This window comes from Pseudomonas sp. 2,4-D (assembly GCF_030418155.1).
GTDB classification, from domain to species: Bacteria; Pseudomonadota; Gammaproteobacteria; order Pseudomonadales; family Pseudomonadaceae; genus Aquipseudomonas; species Aquipseudomonas alloputida.
Genome location: NZ_JAUHUI010000022.1, coordinates 24,677 through 43,845, shown reverse-complemented (window position 1 = coordinate 43,845; position 19,169 = coordinate 24,677). Strand labels below are relative to the sequence as shown.

Here is a 19,169-nt window from a genome sequence, read left to right as displayed (position 1 = left end):
TCCCATTCGCAAAAACCCCGTGCGTTTCGCTTAAGCTTGAGTACAATCGTCAGCTTTTGTCGGGCCCCTGTCCCGGCGCTGGAACTCTCAATGCTGACCGGTAGCTACTCCTCTTCGCTGGTGTTGATTTCGCTGTGCGTGGCGATCCTGGCATCCTATACCGCCCTTGACCTGACCGGCCGCATCGCCACGGCCAAGGGCCGCGCTGCCTGCCTGTGGATGGGCGGCGGTGCGTTGGCCATGGGCATCGGCGTGTGGTCGATGCATTTCATTGGCATGCTTGCCTTCCGCTTGCCCATCGACTTGGGGTACGACCTGGCCCTGACCGCGTTCTCGCTGCTGATCGCTGTGCTGTCCTCGGGCTTTGCCTTGTGGCTGGTCAGCCAGCCGAGCCTGCCAGCGCTGCAGTTGGGGTTCGGCGCGCTGATCATGGGCGCCGGTATCGCTTGCATGCACTACACCGGCATGGCTGCCCTGCGCATGCTGCCGGGCATCGATTACGACCCGACGTTGTTCGGTGCTTCGCTGCTGATTGCCGTAGGTGCCTCGGCGACGGCATTGTGGATCGCCTTCCGCCTGCGCACACACACACCCTATGTACGGCAGATCCGCGGCCTGGCGGCGGTGGTCATGGGCGTTGCCATCGTTGGCATGCATTACACCGGCATGGCCGCGGCGAACTTCCCCGAGGGCAGCTTTTGCGGCGCGCTGGGGGGCGGATTGCAGGGTGACAGCCTGGTTTACCTGGTGCTGATCACCACGCTGGCAGTACTGGCAGTGGCTTTGCTGACTTCGGTGCTGGACGCGCGTCTCGAGGCACGTACTGCCGAGTTGGCCCGTTCGCTGACCTTGGCCAACCAGGAACTGACCCAACTGGCCCTGCACGACACCCTCACCGATCTGCCCAACCGTACCCTGCTGGCGGACCGCATCGAACAGGCCATCGCCAAAGTGGCGGAGCAGGGTGGTTGTTTTGCCCTGATGTTCATTGATCTGGACGGCTTCAAACCAGTCAACGATGCCTTTGGCCATCATATTGGTGACCTTCTGCTCAAGGCAGTGGCGGCCCGCCTGCGCGGCCACCTGCACAGCCAGGACACGCTGGCACGGATTGGCGGCGACGAATTCGTGCTGCTGGTGGAACTGCAGGAGCCAAACGATGCCATGGACGTGGCGGTCAAGCAGGTCAACCTGGTGTCCCGGCCTTTCCGCGTCGCCGAGCACGACCTGCAACTGTCGGCCAGCCTGGGCATCGTCCTGTATCCGGGCAACGGCCAGGACCAGCATGAGCTGCTGCGTAATGCCGACGCTGCCATGTACCATGCCAAGAGCGCCGGAAAGAACGGTTACAGCTTCTTCGATGTGTCGATGAACAGCAACGCGCGCCAGCAGTTGCAGCTGTTGCAGGACTTGCGCGTGGCGCTGGAGCAGCGCCAGTTCCGCTTGCATTATCAGCCCAAGTTCGACGCCCAGGCCTGCCAGCCGATCGGTGCCGAAGCGTTGCTGCGCTGGGAGCACCCGCAGCAGGGCCTGCTGCTGCCTGACCGCTTCATCGGCCTGGCGGAAAAGACCGGCCTGATCATCCCCATTGGTGAGTGGGTACTTACTGAGGCTTGCCGTCAGATGCGTCAGTGGCTGGACCAGGGGCATCATGGCTGGCGCATGGCGGTGAACCTGTCGGCCATCCAGTTCTGCCATGCCGGTCTGGTCGACAGCGTGGCCCGCGCCCTGCAGCAGAACGGCTTGCCAGCCAACTGCCTGACACTGGAAATTACCGAAACCACCGCCATGCACGATGCCGACGCCAGCCTGACCGTGCTGCAGCGCCTGTCCGACATGGGCGTGGACTTGTCCATCGATGACTTTGGTACGGGCTATTCCAGCCTGATGTACCTCAAGCGCCTGCCAGCCAACGAGCTGAAAATCGACCGCGGCTTCGTACGTGATCTGGAGCAGGACAGTGACGATGCAGCGATTGTTTCGGCAATTGTCGCACTGGGCCAGGCGTTAGGCCTGCGTATCGTTGCCGAGGGGGTTGAAACCGACAAGCAGCAGGACTTCCTGACCCGTCTGGGGTGTGATTCGTTGCAGGGCTACCTGCTGGGCCAGCCCGTGCCGGCCGAGCAGTTCATGGACAAGTTGCAGGCCATGGCCCCGGAATTCACCGCTGCGGGCTAGACTGCATCGCGCAGGGTAAAGGTGGGTATGAAGGCATCCATTTCCGCCTCGACGGCTTCGATGATGCGCTCTACATCGGCGGCGGCCATGATTGCCGCACAGGGGATGCCGGCAATCGCCAGCAGGGTTTCACCGCTGGCGCGGTCGAACAGCCGCGCGACCATGCTGCGTGGCGCATCCATGCTGGCCTCAAAGCCCAGCGGATGGAAATGCCAGCGCATCACCTGGCAGGCGTTGGGGAACGTCATCTTGTTCATGCCAGCCTCCTTGTCCGTACCTGGACGTGGTGAACGGGGGGCCACTTCGATGCGGCCGCCGGGAAAGTAAAGATAGCACCTGCCACGCGCGATTCTCGGCTGCGAATACGACAAATGTGCCAATGCATGACAGCGGTCACATCCTTGTCATGGGCGCAGTGTGTCAGTTGGCCGCAGGGCAAACGTTTTCCCGGTCGGATAGTGTCAGCTACCCGTTGAGTTCCATGGGTCTCGCTGACGTTCGACACGCAGGTATTTCAGACGAGCGGTTCGCTTAACCCAGCAATCCTGCGGCGATGTTGATAGTGAATCCCAGAATCGCTGTATTGAATAAGAAGCCCACCAGCGAATGCCCCAGTACCACCCGTCGCAACCCACGCCCGGCGACGCCCACGTCCGAGGTTTGCACCGCCACGCTGATGGTGAACGAGAAGTAGTGGAAGTCCCAGTAATCCGGGTTGCGCTCGCCATCAGCGAAGCGCAGCGGCGGTTCGTGGGTTTGCCCGGTGTAGAACAGGCGGGCGTAATGCAGGCTGAATATGCAGCCGATCAGCAGCCAGGAACCGACCACGGTCAGGCCGGTGTACAGGTAGTGCAGGGCGAGGGCCGTGCCTTGCAGGCCGCGGCTGGAGACCAGTTGCAGGGCGACCGCGGCAAGGCTGGCGATGGCGGCGATGCACACGGTCAGCAGGACCAGGCCTGCGTTCTCGTCTTCGACGCCGGCGACCTTGCGGACCTTTTCCGGGCTGGCTGTCCAGCTCAGGTAGAGCACCAACAGCAGGTACAGCCACACCCCCAGGTTCCAGCCAGCGAGGATATGCTGCACGGTATCACCGGCGGGGATCAGCCAGGCGCCAGCGAGGCCGACTACAGCGGCGATGCTCAGGCGGGGGTGTGTGCGGGTCAGGCGATGGAAAGCCATGGGGCCTCATTCACAATGGGTATGGCTTGTACTCTAGACCGTCATAGGGTTGGGCGGGATGCGCAATACCCTGCAGGGGCTGGGGTTTCTTTGAGTCCCCCATCGCACGGCATTGCAACTCTCAGTACACTGCACGTTCCAACACCAACATCCGTTGAACTCGAGGTTTTTGCATGACGCTCAGTCCTTTGGCAGGCAAGCCGGCTCCGGCCAGCGTGCTGGTCGATATTCCCCGGCTGCTTACCGCCTATTACACGGGCCGCCCAGACGCTGCCGTGGCGGCCCAGCGCGTGGCCTTCGGCACCTCGGGGCACCGGGGCAGTTCGCTTGAGTTGAGTTTCAACGAGTATCACGTCCTGGCCATTAGCCAGGCGATCTGCCTGTACCGCCAGGAAAAAGGCATCGATGGCCCGCTGTTCATCGGCGCCGATACCCACGCCCTTTCAGCGCCGGCGACCGCCAGCGCTCTGGAGGTGCTGGCCGCCAATGGCGTGCAGGTGATGCTGTCCAAGGATGACGAATACACGCCTACGCCGGCGGTTTCCCACGCCATCCTCTGCCACAACCGTGGCCGCACGCAGGGCCTGGCTGACGGTATCGTCATCACCCCGTCGCACAACCCGCCGCAAAGCGGTGGCTTCAAGTACAACCCGCCCAACGGCGGCCCGGCCGACAGCGACGTGACCAAGTGGATCGAGGGCAAGGCCAACGAGCTGCTGGCGGCTAACCTGGCGGGCGTCAAGCGCATGGACCATGCCCAGGCGCTGCAGGCGCCGACCACCCACCGCCACGACTACGTCAGCAACTATGTGGCCGACCTGAAAAACGTCATCGATTTCGATGTCATCCGTGGCGCTGGGTTGCGCCTGGGCGTCGACCCGCTGGGCGGGGCAGGGGTACGCTACTGGTCGGCCATTGCCAAGCACTACCAGCTGGACCTGGAAGTGGTGAACACCGAGGTCGACCCGACCTTCCGCTTCATGACCGTCGACTGGGACGGCCAGATCCGCATGGACCCTTCCTCACCGTATGCGATGCAGGGCCTGATAGGCCTGCGCGAGCGCTTTGACGTGGCCTTCGCCTGCGACCCGGACCACGACCGCCACGGCATCGTCACCCCTGACGGCCTGCTGCAACCCAACAACTACCTTGCCGTGGCCATCGACTACCTGTTCCGCCACCGCCCGCAATGGCGCACTGACGCCGCCGTGGGCAAGACCGTGGTCTCCAGCGGCCTGATCGACCGCGTTACCCAACGACTGGGCCGCGATCTGTATGAGGTGCCGGTAGGCTTCAAGTTCTTCGCCCAGGGCCTGTTCGACGGTTCGCTCGGTTTTGGTGGCGAAGAAAGTGCAGGGGCTTCGTTCCTGCGTCGCGATGGCTCGGTGTGGGCCACCGACAAGGACGGCTTGATACCGGCCTTGCTGGCCGCCGAAATGACCGCCCGTACCGGGCGTAACCCGAGCCAGGCTTATGCCGACCTGACCGACGCGTTGGGCAAGCCGTTCGCCACCCGTGTCGAGGCCAAGGCCGATGCGCGGCAGAAGGCGTTGCTGAGCAAGTTGGCGCCGGAGCAGGTGAAGTCGACCGAACTGGCCGGTGAGCCGATCGTGCAGATCCTCAGCCACGCTCCAGGCAATGGCCAGGCGATTGGCGGGCTTAAGGTGATGACTGCCAATGGCTGGTTCGCCGCGCGCCCGTCGGGTACTGAAGACATCTACAAGATCTACGCCGAAAGCTTCATCGACGAGGCGCATTTGCAGCGTCTGGTGCAGGAAGCACAAGTGCTGGTCGATGAAGCCATTGCCTGACCGGTAACAAACCGCTTGGTTCTGTGGCGTGATGTAAATTAGAATTAATCTTATTTACTCCGCCGCAGGACCCTCCTCATGATCGACGCCGCGCCGCCACCGGAGCCTGGCCTGCCTGCCCTGTACCGGGAGCATCGCGGCTGGCTTGAAACCTGGCTGCGCCGGCGTATGGGCAATGCCTGGGATGCCGCCGACCTCAGTCAGGATACCTTTCTGCGCATTCTGGCCAGCGCCCAGCCGCTGGCAGACATACGCGAACCGCGTGCCTACCTGCTGACCGTGGGCAAGCGTTTGCTCAGCAACTTCCACCAGCGACGTAGCTTGGAGCAGGCCTACCTTGATGCCTTGGCGCAGTTGCCCGAGCAACACGTGCCGTCGCCAGAACAGCGCTGGGTACTGCTCGAAACCCTGCAAGCACTGGATGAGTTGCTCGACGGCCTCAAGCCGCCGATCCGCAAGGCCTTTCTCTGGAGCCAGCTGGAAGGCTTGGGCTACGCCGAGATTGGCCAGCGCCTGGGCGTCTGCCAGCGCTCGGTGAAACGCTACATGGCGCAGGCTTACGAACATTGCCTGTTGGCCGAGTTGCAATGAGCCCCCACCCCCCAGAAACCCGCGAGGCGCTGCGTGCTGCAGCCCGTTGGCTGGCATTACTGGATTCTGGCGACGCAAGCGAATCTGACCTGCAGCGTCTGGCGCAATGGCGCGCCAGCAGTCACCTGCACGAAGACGCCTGGCAAAAGGCATCGCTGTTGCGAGCGCGGTTTGCCGGGTTGCCCGGCGCATTGGCGATGGCCGCCCTGGATCGCCCGGATGCCGGTCGTCGGGCACTGCTCAAACAAGCCCTGGGTGTGTCGGCGTTGTTGCCGGTGGCCTGGCTGGTGAGCCGTGAGCTGCCGCTGGATGCCTGGACCGCCGACATGCGCACCGCAGTAGGGGAGCGCAGGCAGGCACTGCTGAGCGACGGCACCTTGTTGCAGTTGAACACCGACAGTGCGGTCGATATCGAGCTGGGTGCAGGCCGCGTGGCACTGCTGCGCGGTGAAGTGGCCGTCAGCGTGCCCGCTAACCTGAGCCTCACCTTGCAGGTGCCTTACGGCCGGGTGGTGCTCAGTGAGGGCGAGGCGTGCCTGCGCCTGCTTGATGAGGGCTGCCGGGTGTCGGCGATCGAGGGTTCAGTCAGCCTGCAGCCGTTGCGTGGTCCAGCCGTGATGCTGCAGGCCGGCCAACAGGCCAGTTTGCAGGCGGCCGGCGTTGGCCCTGTCAAAGCGTTCGACGCATGGCAACTGGGCTGGCGCGAAGGCACGCTAAGGCTGGACGACCGTCCGTTGGGCGAGTTGCTGCGCGAACTGCGCAGGTATCGCCCTGGCGTACTGCGCTGGGCACCAGAACTGGAGCGCTTGCGTGTGACCGGCACGTTCCGCCTTGACGACACCGACCGGGTGTTGGCCCTGCTCGCCGCCAGCCTGCCGTTGCAAGTGCAGACCCGCACGCGTTATTGGGTGAGCCTGACCGCGCGAGAAAATCGAGCATGAGGCTGTCCCCTTTTTTTCACTCGCCGGTCATTACCGGTAGGAGAAAATAAAAGGGGAGCCTTGTTCAATGCCTGCAGTAAAATCCTGCCGCCTGCGCCCACTGGCGCGCGCAGCACATCCATTGTTCGCGATGAGCCTGCTGTTGTGTGTACCCGCCTGGGCCGATGAGCCGGCCCGGCGTACGTTCCAGGTGGCGCCAGCCAGCCTGGGTGCCGCCTTGACCCATTTCGCCGACCAGGCCGGTGTCAGCCTTTCGCTGGACCCGGCATTGGTAGAGGGCCGGCAAAGTAACGGCTTGTCCGGTCGTTACAGTGTCGATGAAGGCTTCAATCAGTTGCTGCGCAGTAGCGGCCTGCAGGCGCTGCCGGTGGGTGAGGGGGCCTTCACCCTGATGCCAGCCCCCCAGGCCAGTGGCGCTCTGGAAATTGCCCCCACCAGCATCGTCGGCGGCCTGGCCGCAGGCAACCAAACGCAGCCGTATGCCGGTGGCCAAGTGGCACGCCAAGGGGCACAAGGCTTGCTCGGTTCGCGCGACTTCATGGAAACCCCGTTCAGCATCACAAGCTACACCAGCGACCTGGTCAAGAACCAACAGGCGCGCACCTTGGGCGAGCTGATTGCCAGTGACCCTTCGGTGCGTGCTACCAACCCGGCGGGCGGGCGTTTCGAGCAGTTCACCATTCGCGGCTTCAGCCTGTTCAACAGTGATGTGGCCTACAATGGCCTCTATGGCATCTTGCCGACGTATTCGATCGACATGGAAATGGCCGACCGGGTCGACATCATCAAAGGCCCCAGCCAGTTGATCAACGGCATATCGCCGCGTGGCAGCGTGGGCGGCGGTATCAATGTGCAGCCAAAGCGAGCCGCTGACAAGCCGATCACCGAATTCACCGGCAGCTACGCCTCGGCCGGCCAGGCTGGCGGCGCAGTGGACATCGGCCGTCGCTTTGGTGAAGGCCAGCAGTTCGGCGTGCGCTTCAATGGCGTGAAGCAGGCCGGCGATACCGAATGGGACCACCAGCGCGTCGACCGCGAAATGGCGGTGCTGGGCCTGGATTTTCGAGGCGAGCGCCTGCGTCTCTCGGCGGACCTGGGCCACACCGAACGCGACACCGACGCCCCGCAGGAGCGTGTGCTGGTCGGTGCCAATGCCAAGGTGCCCAATGCCAATGACGTACGCCACAACTACGCCCAGGCCTGGAGCAAGGCGCGTACCAACGACACCTTCGGTGCGCTGAACGCCGAGTACGATATCAGCGAATCGCTGCTGGCCTATGGTGCGGTCGGTGCGCGCAAGAGCAACCATGACTTCCTGCGTCATAACGTGTCGATCACCAACGATGCCGGCGACTTCACCGTGCAGCCGCGTGACTTTACCCGGGACGAATCGGTGCGCACCGCCATGGCCGGTTTACGTCACTGGTTCCATACCGGCCCGGTGAGCCACGAGCTGAACCTGGCCGCCAGCTATTACTACATGGACTTCACCAACGGCGGTGCGCGCTATGCCGCGTCGCCGAGCAACCTCTACAACCCGGTAGCCGCACCGGCACCCGGTACGCCAACCCGCCTCGACCCCGAGGTCTACACGGAAAACCGCTTCTCTGGCGTGGCCCTGGCCGACACCCTTGGCTTTTTCGACGACCGCCTGCTGTTGACCCTTGGGGCGCGCTGGCAGCGGGTGCAGGTGGATGACTGGAGCGACGGCGTCAAAGGCGATACGGGCTATGACGAAGAAAAGGTCTCGCCTTCTGGGGGCGTATTGCTCAAGGTCACCGACCAGCTCTCGTTGTACGCCAACTACATGGAGGGCCTGAGCCAAGGCAAGATAGCCCCATCGACCTCGATCAACGAAGACCAGATCTTCCCGCCGTTCACCAGCCGCCAGATCGAGGTGGGGGCCAAGTACGACCTCGGCCAGGTGGCCTTTACTGCCAGCGCCTTCCGCATTCGCCAGCCGGCCTACGAGACCAACCCCGCCTCGCGGGTGTTCGGCCCCAATGGCAAGCGTGACAACCGCGGCATCGAGCTGAGTGTGTTCGGTGAGCCGGTGCAGGGCGTGCGGGTGTTGGGTGGGGTGATGTTTATCGACAGCGAACTGACCGACACTGTCGGCGGTGCATACGATGGCAACCGTGCGCCGGCCACGCCCGAATACAACGTCAATCTGGGGGCTGAATGGGACGTGCCAGGGGTGAACGGCCTGACCTTCACAGCGCGCGGCATTCACTCAAGTTCGCAGTACCTGGACCAGAACAACAGCAAGCGCATCGACGGCTGGGAGCGTTATGACCTGGGCGCACGTTACGCCTTCAAGGTGGACGCCACCGAGGTTACCGTACGGGCCAGTGTCGAGAATGTGCTCGATGATCGCTACTGGAGCTCGGCGGGGGCGTCGGATGACAGTGAGCCGGGGTTGACCCTGTCTACGCCGCGGACCTATCTGCTCTCGGCCACAGTCGGCTTTTAAACCGAACCCTTGTATACCTACCCAGCGGGAGCGGGTGCGACCGGGAATCAGGCGACTCGGTGGGGCGGTTGCGTAGATGATCAGCCCGGCGCAAGCGCCCGCCCCAGCTTCTGCGCCTGGCCCTGCAACACCCGCATCAACTGCAGCGCCGCATGCGAGGGCGGCTCGAAGTGCGAATAGACGAAGCTGATATCGAAGTGAATGTCATCGGCCAACGGCACCACCGCCAGCCCGCTGTCCTGTGCAACGAACTCGTCGATCACGCTGATGCCCATGCCTTGCTTGACCAACGCCACAGCCTCGTTGGCATTGGTGAACGACAACGGTGAGTTCAGCTGCAGCCCGCGGCGCCCGATGTGTTCGGCCAACAGCTTGCCAAACGGCATGTCGGGCCGGAACAGCAGCAACGCATGGCCCTCCAGCTGCTGCAAGGTCAGCGCGGGCTGACCGGCCAAAAGGTGACCCGGCGGCATCACCACCACCATGCGTCCACGCATGAACGCTTGCGAATGCAGGTGGTCGTGCACCACCGGCAGGGCGGCGATCGACAGGTCGACCTTTTTCGACAAGATCTGATTGGGCATTTCGCCCATCAACGAGGTTTGCCACTCGATATTCAGTGACGGTGATTCACGCTTGAGCTGGGCCAGGGCCATCGGGATCACCACCGTGGACAACGATGCACTGCACGAGATGCGCAGCTTACGCTGGCCGCCAGCGCCCAGCGCCAAAGCGCATTCGTTGACCTGCAACGCTGCCTGGTACACCCGCTCGACCTCCCGAAACAGCACCTGCGCTTCGGCCGTCGGCACCAGGCGGTTGTTGACGCGCTCGAACAGCGGGTAGGCCAGGCGCGCTTCGATGTGCTGGATCAGCTTGCTCACCGCCGGCTGCGACACATACAGCAATTTGGCCGCCGCGCTGATCGAGCCCGTCAGCATCACCGCCCTGAACACTTCCATGTGCCGCAGCTTGAACACCATGGGGCTTGCGTCCGCGCCTTCGTTGCCAAGCAGCATGTGTATTACCTTCGGTTATGGTTTTCGCCATCTGGGTATGAGCGTCAAAGCCGGCCACACAGTATCGTGAACCCCGGCCTGACCGCCCTTGCGGCGCACAATAACAACATCTGCAGGCAAGCGCAGTGGCGCTTGACGGGAGTGCTGTGTGAACATATTTGATGAAGCGAAGATCGATTGCCATAACCATTTGTTTGACCCCGCCCGTTTCCCCTATCACCCCGATGCACCCTATGCGCCCTCCGGCCAGGAGGTCGCCACCCAGGCGCAGTTCACCCGGGTGATGGACGCTTACGGCGTGCAACATGCCTTGCTGGTGGGCCCCAACAGCGGCTACCACACCGACAACCGCTGCCTGCTGCATGCCTTGGCCAGCGGGCAGGGGCGGTTCAAGGGGGTGGCGGTGGTCAAGGCGGACATCAACCTCGATGCGCTGGCGGCGTTGCAGGCGCGAGGCGTGGTGGGTATCGCCTTCAACCCCGCGCTTTACGGGGTAGCCAGCCTCAAGGGCGTTGACGGGCTGTTCGGCAAGCTTGCCGAGCTTGGCATGTTCGCCCAGCTGCAGGTGTGTGACGACCAGTTGCTGGACCTGCACGGCCTGCTGCAAGGCTCGCAGGCTCGTCTGTTGATTGACCATTGCGGCCGCCCGGATGTCGCTGCCGGTGTGCAGCAAGCCGGCTTTCAGGCGTTGCTGCGGGTGGCCGACAGTGGCCGCGCCTGCGTGAAGCTGTCAGGCATGCAGAAGTTTGCCGCAGCGGATGCCTTGTTCGATCAGAGCAGTGCATACGTGCAGGCCCTGCTCGAAGCCTTTGGCGCCCAAGCCTGTGTGTGGGGTTCGGACTGGCCGTTCATTCGCCAGCCCGCGCGGGTGGACTACGGCCCGCTGCTGAAGCTGGCCGAGCGCCTGATGCCGGATGCCCGGCTGCGCCGCACAGTGATGTGGGACACCCCTCGCCGATTGTTCGGGTTTGCCTAACCGGTGGCCTGTGTGGCATCGGCCTGGCGATCGCCTTTACCACAGGTTTTGTGTTCGGCCTCGGCGGCGGGAGGGCGATCTATTGCATGGGCAGGACTTGGCATACCTGACAGCGTTGAAGCTGGCGCCAGGTAGCCAGCCGCGCGCGAATTGCGGGCGACGTGTCAGCGTGGAAGTGTCGCCCGTTGGCGTGCCCGCACCTCAGCGCTTGCAAGCTGCGGCACGGGCAACCCAGGCGTGGCTGGACGGCAGGTGACAGTCACCACCCGCCATTCAGGCCTACGGTCATTGCTGATCGGGTACCACGGCGATGACGTCGATCTCCATCAGCCACTCGGCCTGGGCCAACCCGGCCACCACCAACCCGGTGGAAATCGGGAACACGCCCTTGAGCCACTTGCCCACCTCTTTGTACACCGGCTCGCGGAAGCGCGGGTCGGTGATGTAGGTGGTGGTCTTGACGATGTGCGACAGGTCCGAGCCCGCTTCTTCAAGCAGTTGCTTGACGTTCTTCATCGCCTGTTCGGTTTGTGCGCGCGGGTCACCCAGGCCCACCAGCTTGCCTTCGAAGTCGGTACCGACCTGGCCGCGCACGTAGATGGTATTGCCCGCCCGCACGGCCTGGCACAAGTCGTTGTCCAGGGTCTGGTTGGGGTAGGTTTCCTTGGTGTTGAACATGCGGATGCGAGTATGGGTAGGCATCAGTGGGCTCCGAGGGTGCTGACATTGCTGATCTTGGCGGTTTGCTGCTCATCCGCTGCGCGTTGCTCGCGGTCGCGGTAGGCGGTGTAGGTACGTTGCGTGGCGATGTGGCCGGCGACGTGCTTGGCGTCGTGCCACACCCCCCAGATGAACGATGAACCACGGCGCGACAACCACGGCAGGCCGAGGAAGTACACGCCCGGTTCACGGGCCACACCACGCTGGTGCTGGGGCTTGCCGTTGGCATCGAAGGTGTCTACCTGCAGCCAGCTGAAGTCCACGCCGTAACCGGTGGCCCAGATGATGCTGCTGACGCCGGCCTTGGCCAGGTCCAGCTGCTGCAGCGGGTTACGCATGCACTCCGGGTCGGCCAGGCGCTGGCGGGCTTCGGGCTCTTCCGGCAGGTCCAGGCCGTTGCGTTCGATGTAGGCATCGGCCGCATCCAGCAGGGCCAGGTAGTTGTCGTCTCCGCGGTTGATGTTCTCGACCAGGTTGTCCTGGAAGCGCGCTACGCCGTTTTCGAACGACTGGGTCAGGCCGACCAGGGTCATGCCCTGGTGGGCGAGGGCGCGGAAGTCCACGGTGTGGCCACCACGGGCGCCGCTGACTGCGATGGTCACATGCTCGCGACCGGGCTTGGCAATTTCCGCGTCCCACTCGCCCAGCACGCCCAGCCACCAGCAGAAGTCGCGGTTGCGGTAGGCACGCGGCGGGCGGTCGTGGGCGCCGACCGACAGGTACACCTGGCGCCCGGCGCGCATCAATTCCTCGGCAATCTGCACACCGGAAGAACCGGCACCGACCACCAGCACCGCGCCTTCAGGCAACTGCTCTGGGTTGAAATAAGCGGCGGAATGAATCTGGTGCAGGTTGCTGTCTTTCGGCGCGATGGCCGGGATCACCGGTTTCTGGAACGGGCCGGTGGCAGCCACGACGCGATTGGCGCGAATCACGCCTTCACTGGTGTCGATGGTGAAGCCAGGGCGGTCGCTGTTACGCACCACGCGCTTGACTTCAATGCCGGTGCGCACGGGCAGGTTGTACTTGCGTACGTACTGCTCGAAGTAGTCGGCCACCTGGTCCTTGCCGGCGAATGCATCGGCGTCGAGGTTGAATTCCAGCCCCGGGAAGCGGTCGTGCCAGGCCGGGCCGTTGGCGACCAGCGAGTCCCAGCGGCCGGTACGCCAGGCCTGCGCGATGCGGTTGCGTTCCAGCACCAGATGCGGCACGCCAAGCTTGCTCAGGTGTTCGCTCATGGCCACGCCGGCCTGGCCGGCGCCGACGACGAGGGTGTCGATTTCGAGGTTGTTCAGTGTCATGTCCGAGCCCTTGTTCAGGCGGTTTTTGTCAGGTCGGTTTGGAGGACCGCCGTTGCCTGGAGCCAGACTAGGGATGCCGTCGAAATGGCGAAAATAGTATTTAGCTGGTGCTTGCCGATAAAACGGCGAAGGCCTTGAGTTCTCTGGCCTGTGGGCCGGGTTGGCCGGGTGGGTGACGTAGTTTTTCGAGCGGGTGCGGAGGGCGGGCCCTAGAGCATAGTTTTTTCCTGCCTACCCCCTCGGAAAAAGGTCGTTTCGCCCGCCCGAAGGTTCCACTCAGAATGCCGTGTATCGCACAGCACAACAGGAACCATGACATGACGTTCTCCATCATCGGTCGTTGCCAGGAAACCGGCCAGGTAGGTATCGCCATCAGCTCGTCGAGCATCGCCGTGGGTGCCCGTTGCCCCTGGGTGCGTGCCGGTGTGGGCGCGGTCTCGACCCAGAACATCACCCTTCCGGCGCTGGGCCCGCAGATTCTCGATGCCCTGGAGCATGGCCAGTTGCCGCCCGCCGCTGCGCTGGACAGGGTGCTGAGTGCCAATGGCTGGAGTGAGTACCGCCAGGTCACGGTGATCGACAGCCACGGCCAGGTAGCACTGTTCACCGGGCGGGAAGCACTGGGAACTCACCATGCAGTGGCCGGCGAACAATGCGCGGCGGCCGGCAACCTTTTGTCCTCGACCCAGGTGATCGAAGCCATGGTGCTGGCCTTTGAGCAGGCCGGCGGCCACCTGGCCGACCGCCTGCTGGCAGCCATGCACGCGGCAATGGCCGCAGGTGGCGAAGCCGGGCCCGTGCACTCGGCGGCGCTGAAGATTGCTGGCGAGCTGACCTGGCCGCTGGTGGACCTGCGCGTCGATTGGGCCGACAGTGATCCGATCGGCGTGCTCGATGGCCTGTGGCAAGCCTATCGCCCGCAGATGCAGGATTACGTCACCCGCGCCCTCAACCCGACCGCCGCGCCAAGCTATGGGGTGCCGGGCGATGAGTGAATTTGCCAGTCGCGCGCTGCTGGCCCGGCTGATCGGCTTTGCCACGGTGAGCCGCGACTCCAACCTGGCGCTGATCGGTTTTATCCGTGATTACCTGGCCGAGCTGGGGGTGGAGTGCGAGCTGTTCCATAACCCGGAGGGCACCAAGGCCAACCTGTTCGCCACTGTCGGTCCCAGGGATGTTGGCGGTGTGGTGCTGTCCGGGCATACCGATGTGGTGCCGGTGGATGGCCAGGCCTGGACGGTCGATCCGTTTGCCCTGAGTGAGCGTGACGGCCGCCTGTATGGCCGCGGCACGGCCGACATGAAAGGCTTTATCGCCTCGGTGCTGGCTGCTGTGCCCGCGTTTCTCGCGCAGCCGTTGCGCATGCCGGTACACCTGGCGTTTTCCTACGACGAAGAAGTCGGTTGCCTGGGTGTGCGCTCGATGCTGGCTGCCCTCGAAAAGCGCCCGTGTAAACCACGGCTGTGCCTGATCGGTGAACCCACCGAACTCAAACCGGTGCTGGGGCACAAGGGTAAGCTGGCAATGCGTTGCCAGGTACAGGGCGCAGCGTGCCATTCGGCGTACGCGCCGTATGGGGTGAACGCCATCGAGTATGCGGCGAAACTGATTGGCAAGTTGGGTGACATCGGCGATGCCCTGGCACAGCCGGCCCATCACGACAAGCGCTTCGATCCGCCGTTCTCCACGGTGCAGACCGGCGTGATCAAAGGGGGCAGGGCGCTGAACATCGTGCCGGCGGAGTGCGAGTTCGATTTCGAAGTGCGCGCGCTCCCAGGGTTCGAGGCGCAGGCGGTGGCCGACCAGTTACAAACGTATGCGCAGGCGGAGTTGTTGCCGCGCATGCGCAAGGTCAATTCCGCCAGCGCCATTCGCCTGGAGCCGCTGAGTGCCTATCCGGGGCTGGCGACACCGGAAGACAGCGAGGCTGCGCGGTTGGTGGCGCTACTCAGCGGCTCGGATACGTTCGGCACGGTAGCGTTTGGTACCGAGGGTGGCTTGTTCGACCAGGCGGGCATCCCCACCGTGGTGTGCGGGCCTGGCAGCATGGACCAGGGCCACAAGCCGGATGAGTTTGTCAGTGTCGAGCAGTTGCGCGGCTGTGATGCCATGCTGCTGAGGCTGGTGGACTACCTCAAACAGGCTTGAGGGTTGCGCCGGCGGATGGGGCCGCAGTGCGGCCCCGGCGGTTCAGAAGGTCGCCTTGACCTGCAGGCCGACCACGAGTGCGTTGTCGATGTCTTTGCCCGAAAACGCCCCTGGCTCGATGATGTATTGCACATCCGGGCGCAGGTTCAGCCATGGCGTGGCCTGGTAGCCGTAGCTCAGTTCGATCAACTGTTCGGCGCTGTCGATATCCGGGAACTGCTGGCCGGCGTTGAACGCGGCATCCTCCAGCACATCGCGGCTACGCGGGTTGGGTACGGCGCGGCCGTAACCCAGTGCCACGGTATCCTTCGGGCGGCCTTCGAACGGCTTGTACAGCACCACGCCGGCGCCATACCACTTGGTGAACGGCGAAGCCGCCTTGCTCGACGCCGAGTACTGGCCGAAGGCGTGCAGGCTTCGGCCTGGGGAGGCCGGGTCGTTCCACACCGCCTGGTCGACCAGCAGGTAATGGCCACCCCGGCCGGACACTTCATCATCACTGCCGATGCGTTTCACATCAGAGCTGTCGTAGTAGTAGCCAAGCTTGTACTCGCCTGGCAGTTCACCCTGCAGCTTGTATACCAGTTCTACCGGTACCACGGTGCCGGTGGTGTGCTTGGGCCCCAGGTGCCAGGCGCGGCTGGAGTTGCCGTTGCTTTCGGGATCGACGTTGAACGCGGCCACGCGCAACTGCCAGGCAGGTGACAGGTCGTACTTCACGCGCACGCCGAGGTGGGCGTTGGGGTAGTTGGTCCAGCCACTGCCGCCGGACATGTTCAGCGGGTGGCCGCAGAAGCCGGCGTTCATGAAGTTGCACAGGATGCCGCTGTCCAGGCCGCCGAGGTCGTTGCCCATGGCCATGTAGCCGAGCTTGACGTTGAGCGCCGGGGTGAACAGCGTGCGCTCGTAGCTCAGCTCGGTCAGGCGGGTGTACAGGCCGCCGAAGTTTTCCTGGATTGGCAGGCGGTTGCCTACCAGGTCTTCCGAGGCGCTGTTACCGCGGCGGTCGTTGATGGTCAGCTGGACCTTGCCGCCGTTGTCCAGGCCGTACAGTTTCGACAGGTCGAACTGCACGCCCAGCTTGACGTTCTGCGAATAGCGCGCCGAACGGTGCAGGCCGCCATGGGCGTTGTAGGCGGTTTCACCGCTGTAGTCACCGGTGATCTTGACGCCGTCTTCTTCGAGTTGATGGCGCAGGCCGCCCCAGTCACCGGTCAGGGTGCTGCGGGTCATGAGGTCGTCGCTGGCAAGGGCAGTGGTGCTGGCCAGGGCCAGCAGCAGGGTGGGGGTGATGCGAATTGCGGATGGCATTACAGAATCTCGGATTGTCTTTGAGGGGCATTCGCGGGCAAGCCCGCTCCTACAGGGGCCTTGTAGGAGAGGGCTTGCCCGCGAAGCAGGCGACGCGGACTTACGGCAGAGCGTAAGAAATCACATAGTCGCCACGGTCAGTCGACTGGCGTGCACCGCCAGCGGTGATCACCACGTACTGCTTGCCGGTCTTCGGCGAGACGTAGGTCATCGGGCCGCCCTGGCTGCCTACTGGCAGGCGAGCCTTCCAGATTTCGTTACCGTTGCTGCTGTCGTAGGCACGCAGGTAGAAGTCCTGGGTACCGGCGATGAACACCAGGCCGCCTTGGGTAGACAGGGTGCCGCCCAGCGTTGGCAGGCCGATCTTGATCGGCAGGTGCATGCGGATGCCGAGCGGGCCGGTGTCTTCAACGGTGCCTACCGGCACTTGCCAGGCCACCTGGCGGGTTTTCATGTCGATGGCGGTCAGGGTGCCGAACGGCGGTGCCTGGCACGGAATGCCTGCGACCGACAGGAAGCGGTTCTTGTTCACGGCATACGGGGTGCCCTTGAGCGGTACCGCGCCCATGCCAGTGTTCAGTGCTTCGCCACCGGAAGCCGCGCCACCTTTGTTCTGCGACGGGATCATCTGGATCCACAGGCCCAGACGCATGTCGTTGACGAAGATGAAGCCATGTAACGGGTCGGTAGAAATGCTGCCCCAGTTCATGCCACCCAGCGAACCCGGGAAGCTCAGCGACAGGTCGGTACCCGGCGCGGTGTACAGGCCGTCGTAGCGCATCTTCTTGAAGTCGATGCGGCATAGCAGCTGGTCATACGGGGTGGCGCCCCACATGTCCGATTCGGTCAGGGTCTGCGCACCGATCTGCGGCATGCCCACCGACTTGGGCTGGGTAGGGGAGTACGGCTCGTTCGGGATGTTGCTTGGCTTGACCGGTACTTCGTCGACCTGGGTCAGCGGCTTGCCGGTGGCGCGGTCGAGCACGTAGATCTGCCCGGCCTTGGTGCCGATCACCACCGCAGGTACCGACTGGCCGTCGTCCTTGGTGAAGTCGATCAGGCTTGGCTGCATGGGCAGGTCGAAGTCCCAGAGGTCGTTGTGCACGGTCTGGAACACCCATTTCTGGTTGCCGGTGGTGGCGTCCAGGGCCAGCACCGAAGCGCCGTAAGTGTGGTCCAGTTTGCTGCGCTCTACGCCGTAAATGTCGGTGGACGACGAACCCATGGGCAGGAACACGGTGTTCATCGCCGGGTCGTAAGACATCGGCGCCCAGCTGTTCGGGGTGCTGCGCACGTAGGTGCTGTCGGCCTGTGGTGCCTGGCGATCTTCCGGGTTGCCCGGGTCGAAGGCCCAGCGCATTTCACCGGTGATCACGTCAAAACCACGGATCACGCCGCCTGGCATGTCGGTCTGGACGTTGTCGGCAACACGACCGCCAACCACTACGGTAGTGCCGGCCATCAGCGGTGCCGAGGACAGCTGGTAGTAGGAGTCCGGTACATCACCCAGGCCGGCCTTGAGGTCGACCTGGCCATTGTTGCCGAAGCCCTGGCAGAACTCGCCGTTGTCAGCGTCGACGGCAATCAGGCGGCCGTCGATGGTGTTGGTCAGCAGGCGACGCTGGCAGTTGGCACCGGCCGCTACGCTAACGCCGGTGATCGGCGAGCTGTTCGGCTGGGTTGGCTGGGCGATGGCGGCAGTGGCGTCAAAGTAGGCCATGCCACGGCAACGCTGCCAGACCTTGGACTGGGCGTTGATTTCGTTCTTCCACAGCTCTTTGCCGGTGTCGGCATCGAGTGCGATCAGGTTGTTGTGCGGGGTACAGATGAACACCTTGCTGCCGATCTGCAGTGGGGTGAGCTGGTCTTCGGCACCGTTGCCGTCACTGATCGCGACGTCGCCGGTGTGGTAGGTCCAGGCCACTTTCAGCTTGTTGACGTTGTCACGGTTGATCTGGTCCAGTGCGGCGAAGCGGCTGCCACCTTCGGTGTTGCCGTAGTGGGCCCAGTCTTTCTGTTCCTTGCCGGTTTCGACCGGGGTCATGCCCGGGCCTTTGCCGGTGGGCGCGACGCTTGGGTGGGCAACGAACATGTTGCCGACCGCGATCACCAGTACCACGGCCATTACCCCGGCTACGCCGTACGCACCGCGCCCGGCGCTGGCGCCGTTGGCACGCGCCAGCAGCGGGTAGACCAGCGCCACGACCATGCCGATTGCGCCAAACATGAACAGGCGCGAGAACAGCGGCCAGAACACCAGGCCCGCATCGATCAGTGCCCAGATGGCAGTACCGACCAGGAACACGGCATACAGCCAGGCACCCGCCTTCTTGCGGCGAGCAATGAGGACACCGGCGATGGCCATGGCCAAGCCGCCGATCAGGAAGTACCAGGAACCGCCCAGACCGGCGAGCTTGACGCCGCCAGCAGCGAGGAGGAGGCCGAGCAGGGCGATGATCACGCCCAGGCCGACCAGGATGAAGTTTGTGGCGCCAGAGGCGCGCGGTGTTTCTTTCATGCC

The 19,169-nt window shown here is 63.8% G+C and carries 15 protein-coding genes; 8 read left to right on the top strand and 7 right to left on the bottom strand.

What is annotated here, in order from left to right; genetic code table 11:
• Window positions 1–90: 90 nt before the first annotated feature.
• Window positions 91–2,178, top strand: a complete 2,088-nt coding sequence (locus tag QYE47_RS16600) for a bifunctional diguanylate cyclase/phosphodiesterase (protein WP_014590698.1) — start codon at window positions 91–93, stop codon at window positions 2,176–2,178.
• Here the strand turns inward: QYE47_RS16600 and QYE47_RS16595 are convergent.
• Together QYE47_RS16595 and QYE47_RS16590 are read right to left on the bottom strand one after the other, a co-directional pair.
• On the bottom strand, window positions 2,175–2,435 hold the full coding sequence (locus QYE47_RS16595) for a DUF1652 domain-containing protein (RefSeq protein WP_014590699.1): 261 nt from the start codon (window positions 2,433–2,435) through the stop codon (window positions 2,175–2,177). The genes QYE47_RS16600 and QYE47_RS16595 overlap by 4 nt on opposite strands.
• Before the next feature lie 274 nt (window positions 2,436–2,709).
• The gene (locus QYE47_RS16590; RefSeq protein ID WP_014590700.1) at window positions 2,710–3,357 is read right to left on the bottom strand and encodes a DUF1345 domain-containing protein; all 648 of its coding nucleotides are present in this window, start codon (window positions 3,355–3,357) and stop codon (window positions 2,710–2,712) included.
• Between the two features lie 173 nt (window positions 3,358–3,530).
• On the opposite strand from QYE47_RS16590, the gene pgm reads away from it, so the two are divergent.
• From pgm to QYE47_RS16570, 4 genes are all read left to right on the top strand, one after another.
• Window positions 3,531–5,168 (top strand): phosphoglucomutase (alpha-D-glucose-1,6-bisphosphate-dependent), encoded by a 1,638-nt coding sequence (gene pgm, locus QYE47_RS16585; protein ID WP_014590701.1) that lies wholly within the window; start codon window positions 3,531–3,533, stop codon window positions 5,166–5,168.
• A gap of 78 nt (window positions 5,169–5,246) precedes the next feature.
• Window positions 5,247–5,759 (top strand): sigma-70 family RNA polymerase sigma factor, encoded by a 513-nt coding sequence (locus tag QYE47_RS16580; protein ID WP_012052087.1) that lies wholly within the window; start codon window positions 5,247–5,249, stop codon window positions 5,757–5,759.
• Entirely contained in the window at window positions 5,756–6,700 is a 945-nt protein-coding gene (locus tag QYE47_RS16575; RefSeq protein WP_014590702.1) for a FecR domain-containing protein, read from the top strand. The genes QYE47_RS16580 and QYE47_RS16575 overlap by 4 nt, the downstream gene beginning before the upstream one ends.
• A 67-nt stretch (window positions 6,701–6,767) precedes the next feature.
• The gene (locus QYE47_RS16570) at window positions 6,768–9,173 is read left to right on the top strand and encodes a TonB-dependent receptor (RefSeq protein ID WP_014590703.1); all 2,406 of its coding nucleotides are present in this window, start codon (window positions 6,768–6,770) and stop codon (window positions 9,171–9,173) included.
• A gap of 80 nt (window positions 9,174–9,253) precedes the next feature.
• Here QYE47_RS16570 and QYE47_RS16565 read toward each other — a convergent pair whose 3' ends face one another.
• Window positions 9,254–10,192: a LysR substrate-binding domain-containing protein gene (locus QYE47_RS16565; protein ID WP_014590704.1), complete on the bottom strand. Its 939-nt coding sequence runs from the start codon at window positions 10,190–10,192 to the stop codon at window positions 9,254–9,256.
• Window positions 10,193–10,340: 148 nt separating this feature from the next.
• On the opposite strand from QYE47_RS16565, the gene QYE47_RS16560 reads away from it, so the two are divergent.
• Window positions 10,341–11,168 (top strand): amidohydrolase, encoded by an 828-nt coding sequence (locus tag QYE47_RS16560; protein WP_070383984.1) that lies wholly within the window; start codon window positions 10,341–10,343, stop codon window positions 11,166–11,168.
• Between the two features lie 285 nt (window positions 11,169–11,453).
• On the opposite strand, the gene QYE47_RS16555 is transcribed toward QYE47_RS16560, so the two are convergent.
• Both QYE47_RS16555 and QYE47_RS16550 read right to left on the bottom strand, forming a co-directional pair.
• Window positions 11,454–11,870, bottom strand: a complete 417-nt coding sequence (locus tag QYE47_RS16555; protein ID WP_014590706.1) for a RidA family protein — start codon at window positions 11,868–11,870, stop codon at window positions 11,454–11,456.
• Complete coding sequence (locus tag QYE47_RS16550) at window positions 11,870–13,189, bottom strand: NAD(P)/FAD-dependent oxidoreductase (protein ID WP_010954426.1); 1,320 nt, start codon at window positions 13,187–13,189, stop codon at window positions 11,870–11,872. Before QYE47_RS16550 ends, QYE47_RS16555 begins: the two co-directional genes overlap by 1 nt.
• A 317-nt stretch (window positions 13,190–13,506) precedes the next feature.
• Here QYE47_RS16550 and QYE47_RS16545 point away from each other — a divergent pair, with 317 nt between their 5' ends.
• On the top strand, window positions 13,507–14,184 hold the full coding sequence (locus tag QYE47_RS16545; RefSeq protein WP_014590707.1) for a DUF1028 domain-containing protein: 678 nt from the start codon (window positions 13,507–13,509) through the stop codon (window positions 14,182–14,184).
• On the top strand, window positions 14,177–15,337 hold the full coding sequence (argE, locus tag QYE47_RS16540; RefSeq protein ID WP_014590708.1) for an acetylornithine deacetylase: 1,161 nt from the start codon (window positions 14,177–14,179) through the stop codon (window positions 15,335–15,337). The genes QYE47_RS16545 and argE overlap by 8 nt, the downstream gene beginning before the upstream one ends.
• Before the next feature lie 42 nt (window positions 15,338–15,379).
• Here the strand turns inward: argE and QYE47_RS16535 are convergent, their stop codons facing one another.
• A complete protein-coding gene (locus QYE47_RS16535; protein ID WP_014590709.1) occupies window positions 15,380–16,648 on the bottom strand; it encodes a carbohydrate porin in 1,269 nt (422 codons plus the stop codon).
• Window positions 16,649–16,748: 100 nt separating this feature from the next.
• Window positions 16,749–19,166, bottom strand: coding sequence for a glucose/quinate/shikimate family membrane-bound PQQ-dependent dehydrogenase (locus QYE47_RS16530; protein ID WP_070383983.1), 2,418 nt, complete (start codon window positions 19,164–19,166; stop codon window positions 16,749–16,751).
• Window positions 19,167–19,169: the final 3 nt, after the last annotated feature.

Coding starts and splice junctions, on each gene's coding strand:
- QYE47_RS16530 (WP_070383983.1), bottom strand. CDS start 19,166: ATGAAAGAAACACCGCGCGCCTCTGGCGCCACAAACTTCATCCTGGTC.
- QYE47_RS16555 (WP_014590706.1), bottom strand. CDS start 11,870: ATGCCTACCCATACTCGCATCCGCATGTTCAACACCAAGGAAACCTAC.
- QYE47_RS16570 (WP_014590703.1), top strand. CDS start 6,768: ATGCCTGCAGTAAAATCCTGCCGCCTGCGCCCACTGGCGCGCGCAGCA.
- QYE47_RS16545 (WP_014590707.1), top strand. CDS start 13,507: ATGACGTTCTCCATCATCGGTCGTTGCCAGGAAACCGGCCAGGTAGGT.
- QYE47_RS16535 (WP_014590709.1), bottom strand. CDS start 16,648: ATGCCATCCGCAATTCGCATCACCCCCACCCTGCTGCTGGCCCTGGCC.
- argE (WP_014590708.1), top strand. CDS start 14,177: ATGAGTGAATTTGCCAGTCGCGCGCTGCTGGCCCGGCTGATCGGCTTT.
- pgm (WP_014590701.1), top strand. CDS start 3,531: ATGACGCTCAGTCCTTTGGCAGGCAAGCCGGCTCCGGCCAGCGTGCTG.
- QYE47_RS16575 (WP_014590702.1), top strand. CDS start 5,756: ATGAGCCCCCACCCCCCAGAAACCCGCGAGGCGCTGCGTGCTGCAGCC.
- QYE47_RS16595 (WP_014590699.1), bottom strand. CDS start 2,435: ATGAACAAGATGACGTTCCCCAACGCCTGCCAGGTGATGCGCTGGCAT.
- QYE47_RS16600 (WP_014590698.1), top strand. CDS start 91: ATGCTGACCGGTAGCTACTCCTCTTCGCTGGTGTTGATTTCGCTGTGC.
- QYE47_RS16580 (WP_012052087.1), top strand. CDS start 5,247: ATGATCGACGCCGCGCCGCCACCGGAGCCTGGCCTGCCTGCCCTGTAC.
- QYE47_RS16565 (WP_014590704.1), bottom strand. CDS start 10,192: ATGCTGCTTGGCAACGAAGGCGCGGACGCAAGCCCCATGGTGTTCAAG.
- QYE47_RS16550 (WP_010954426.1), bottom strand. CDS start 13,189: ATGACACTGAACAACCTCGAAATCGACACCCTCGTCGTCGGCGCCGGC.
- QYE47_RS16590 (WP_014590700.1), bottom strand. CDS start 3,357: ATGGCTTTCCATCGCCTGACCCGCACACACCCCCGCCTGAGCATCGCC.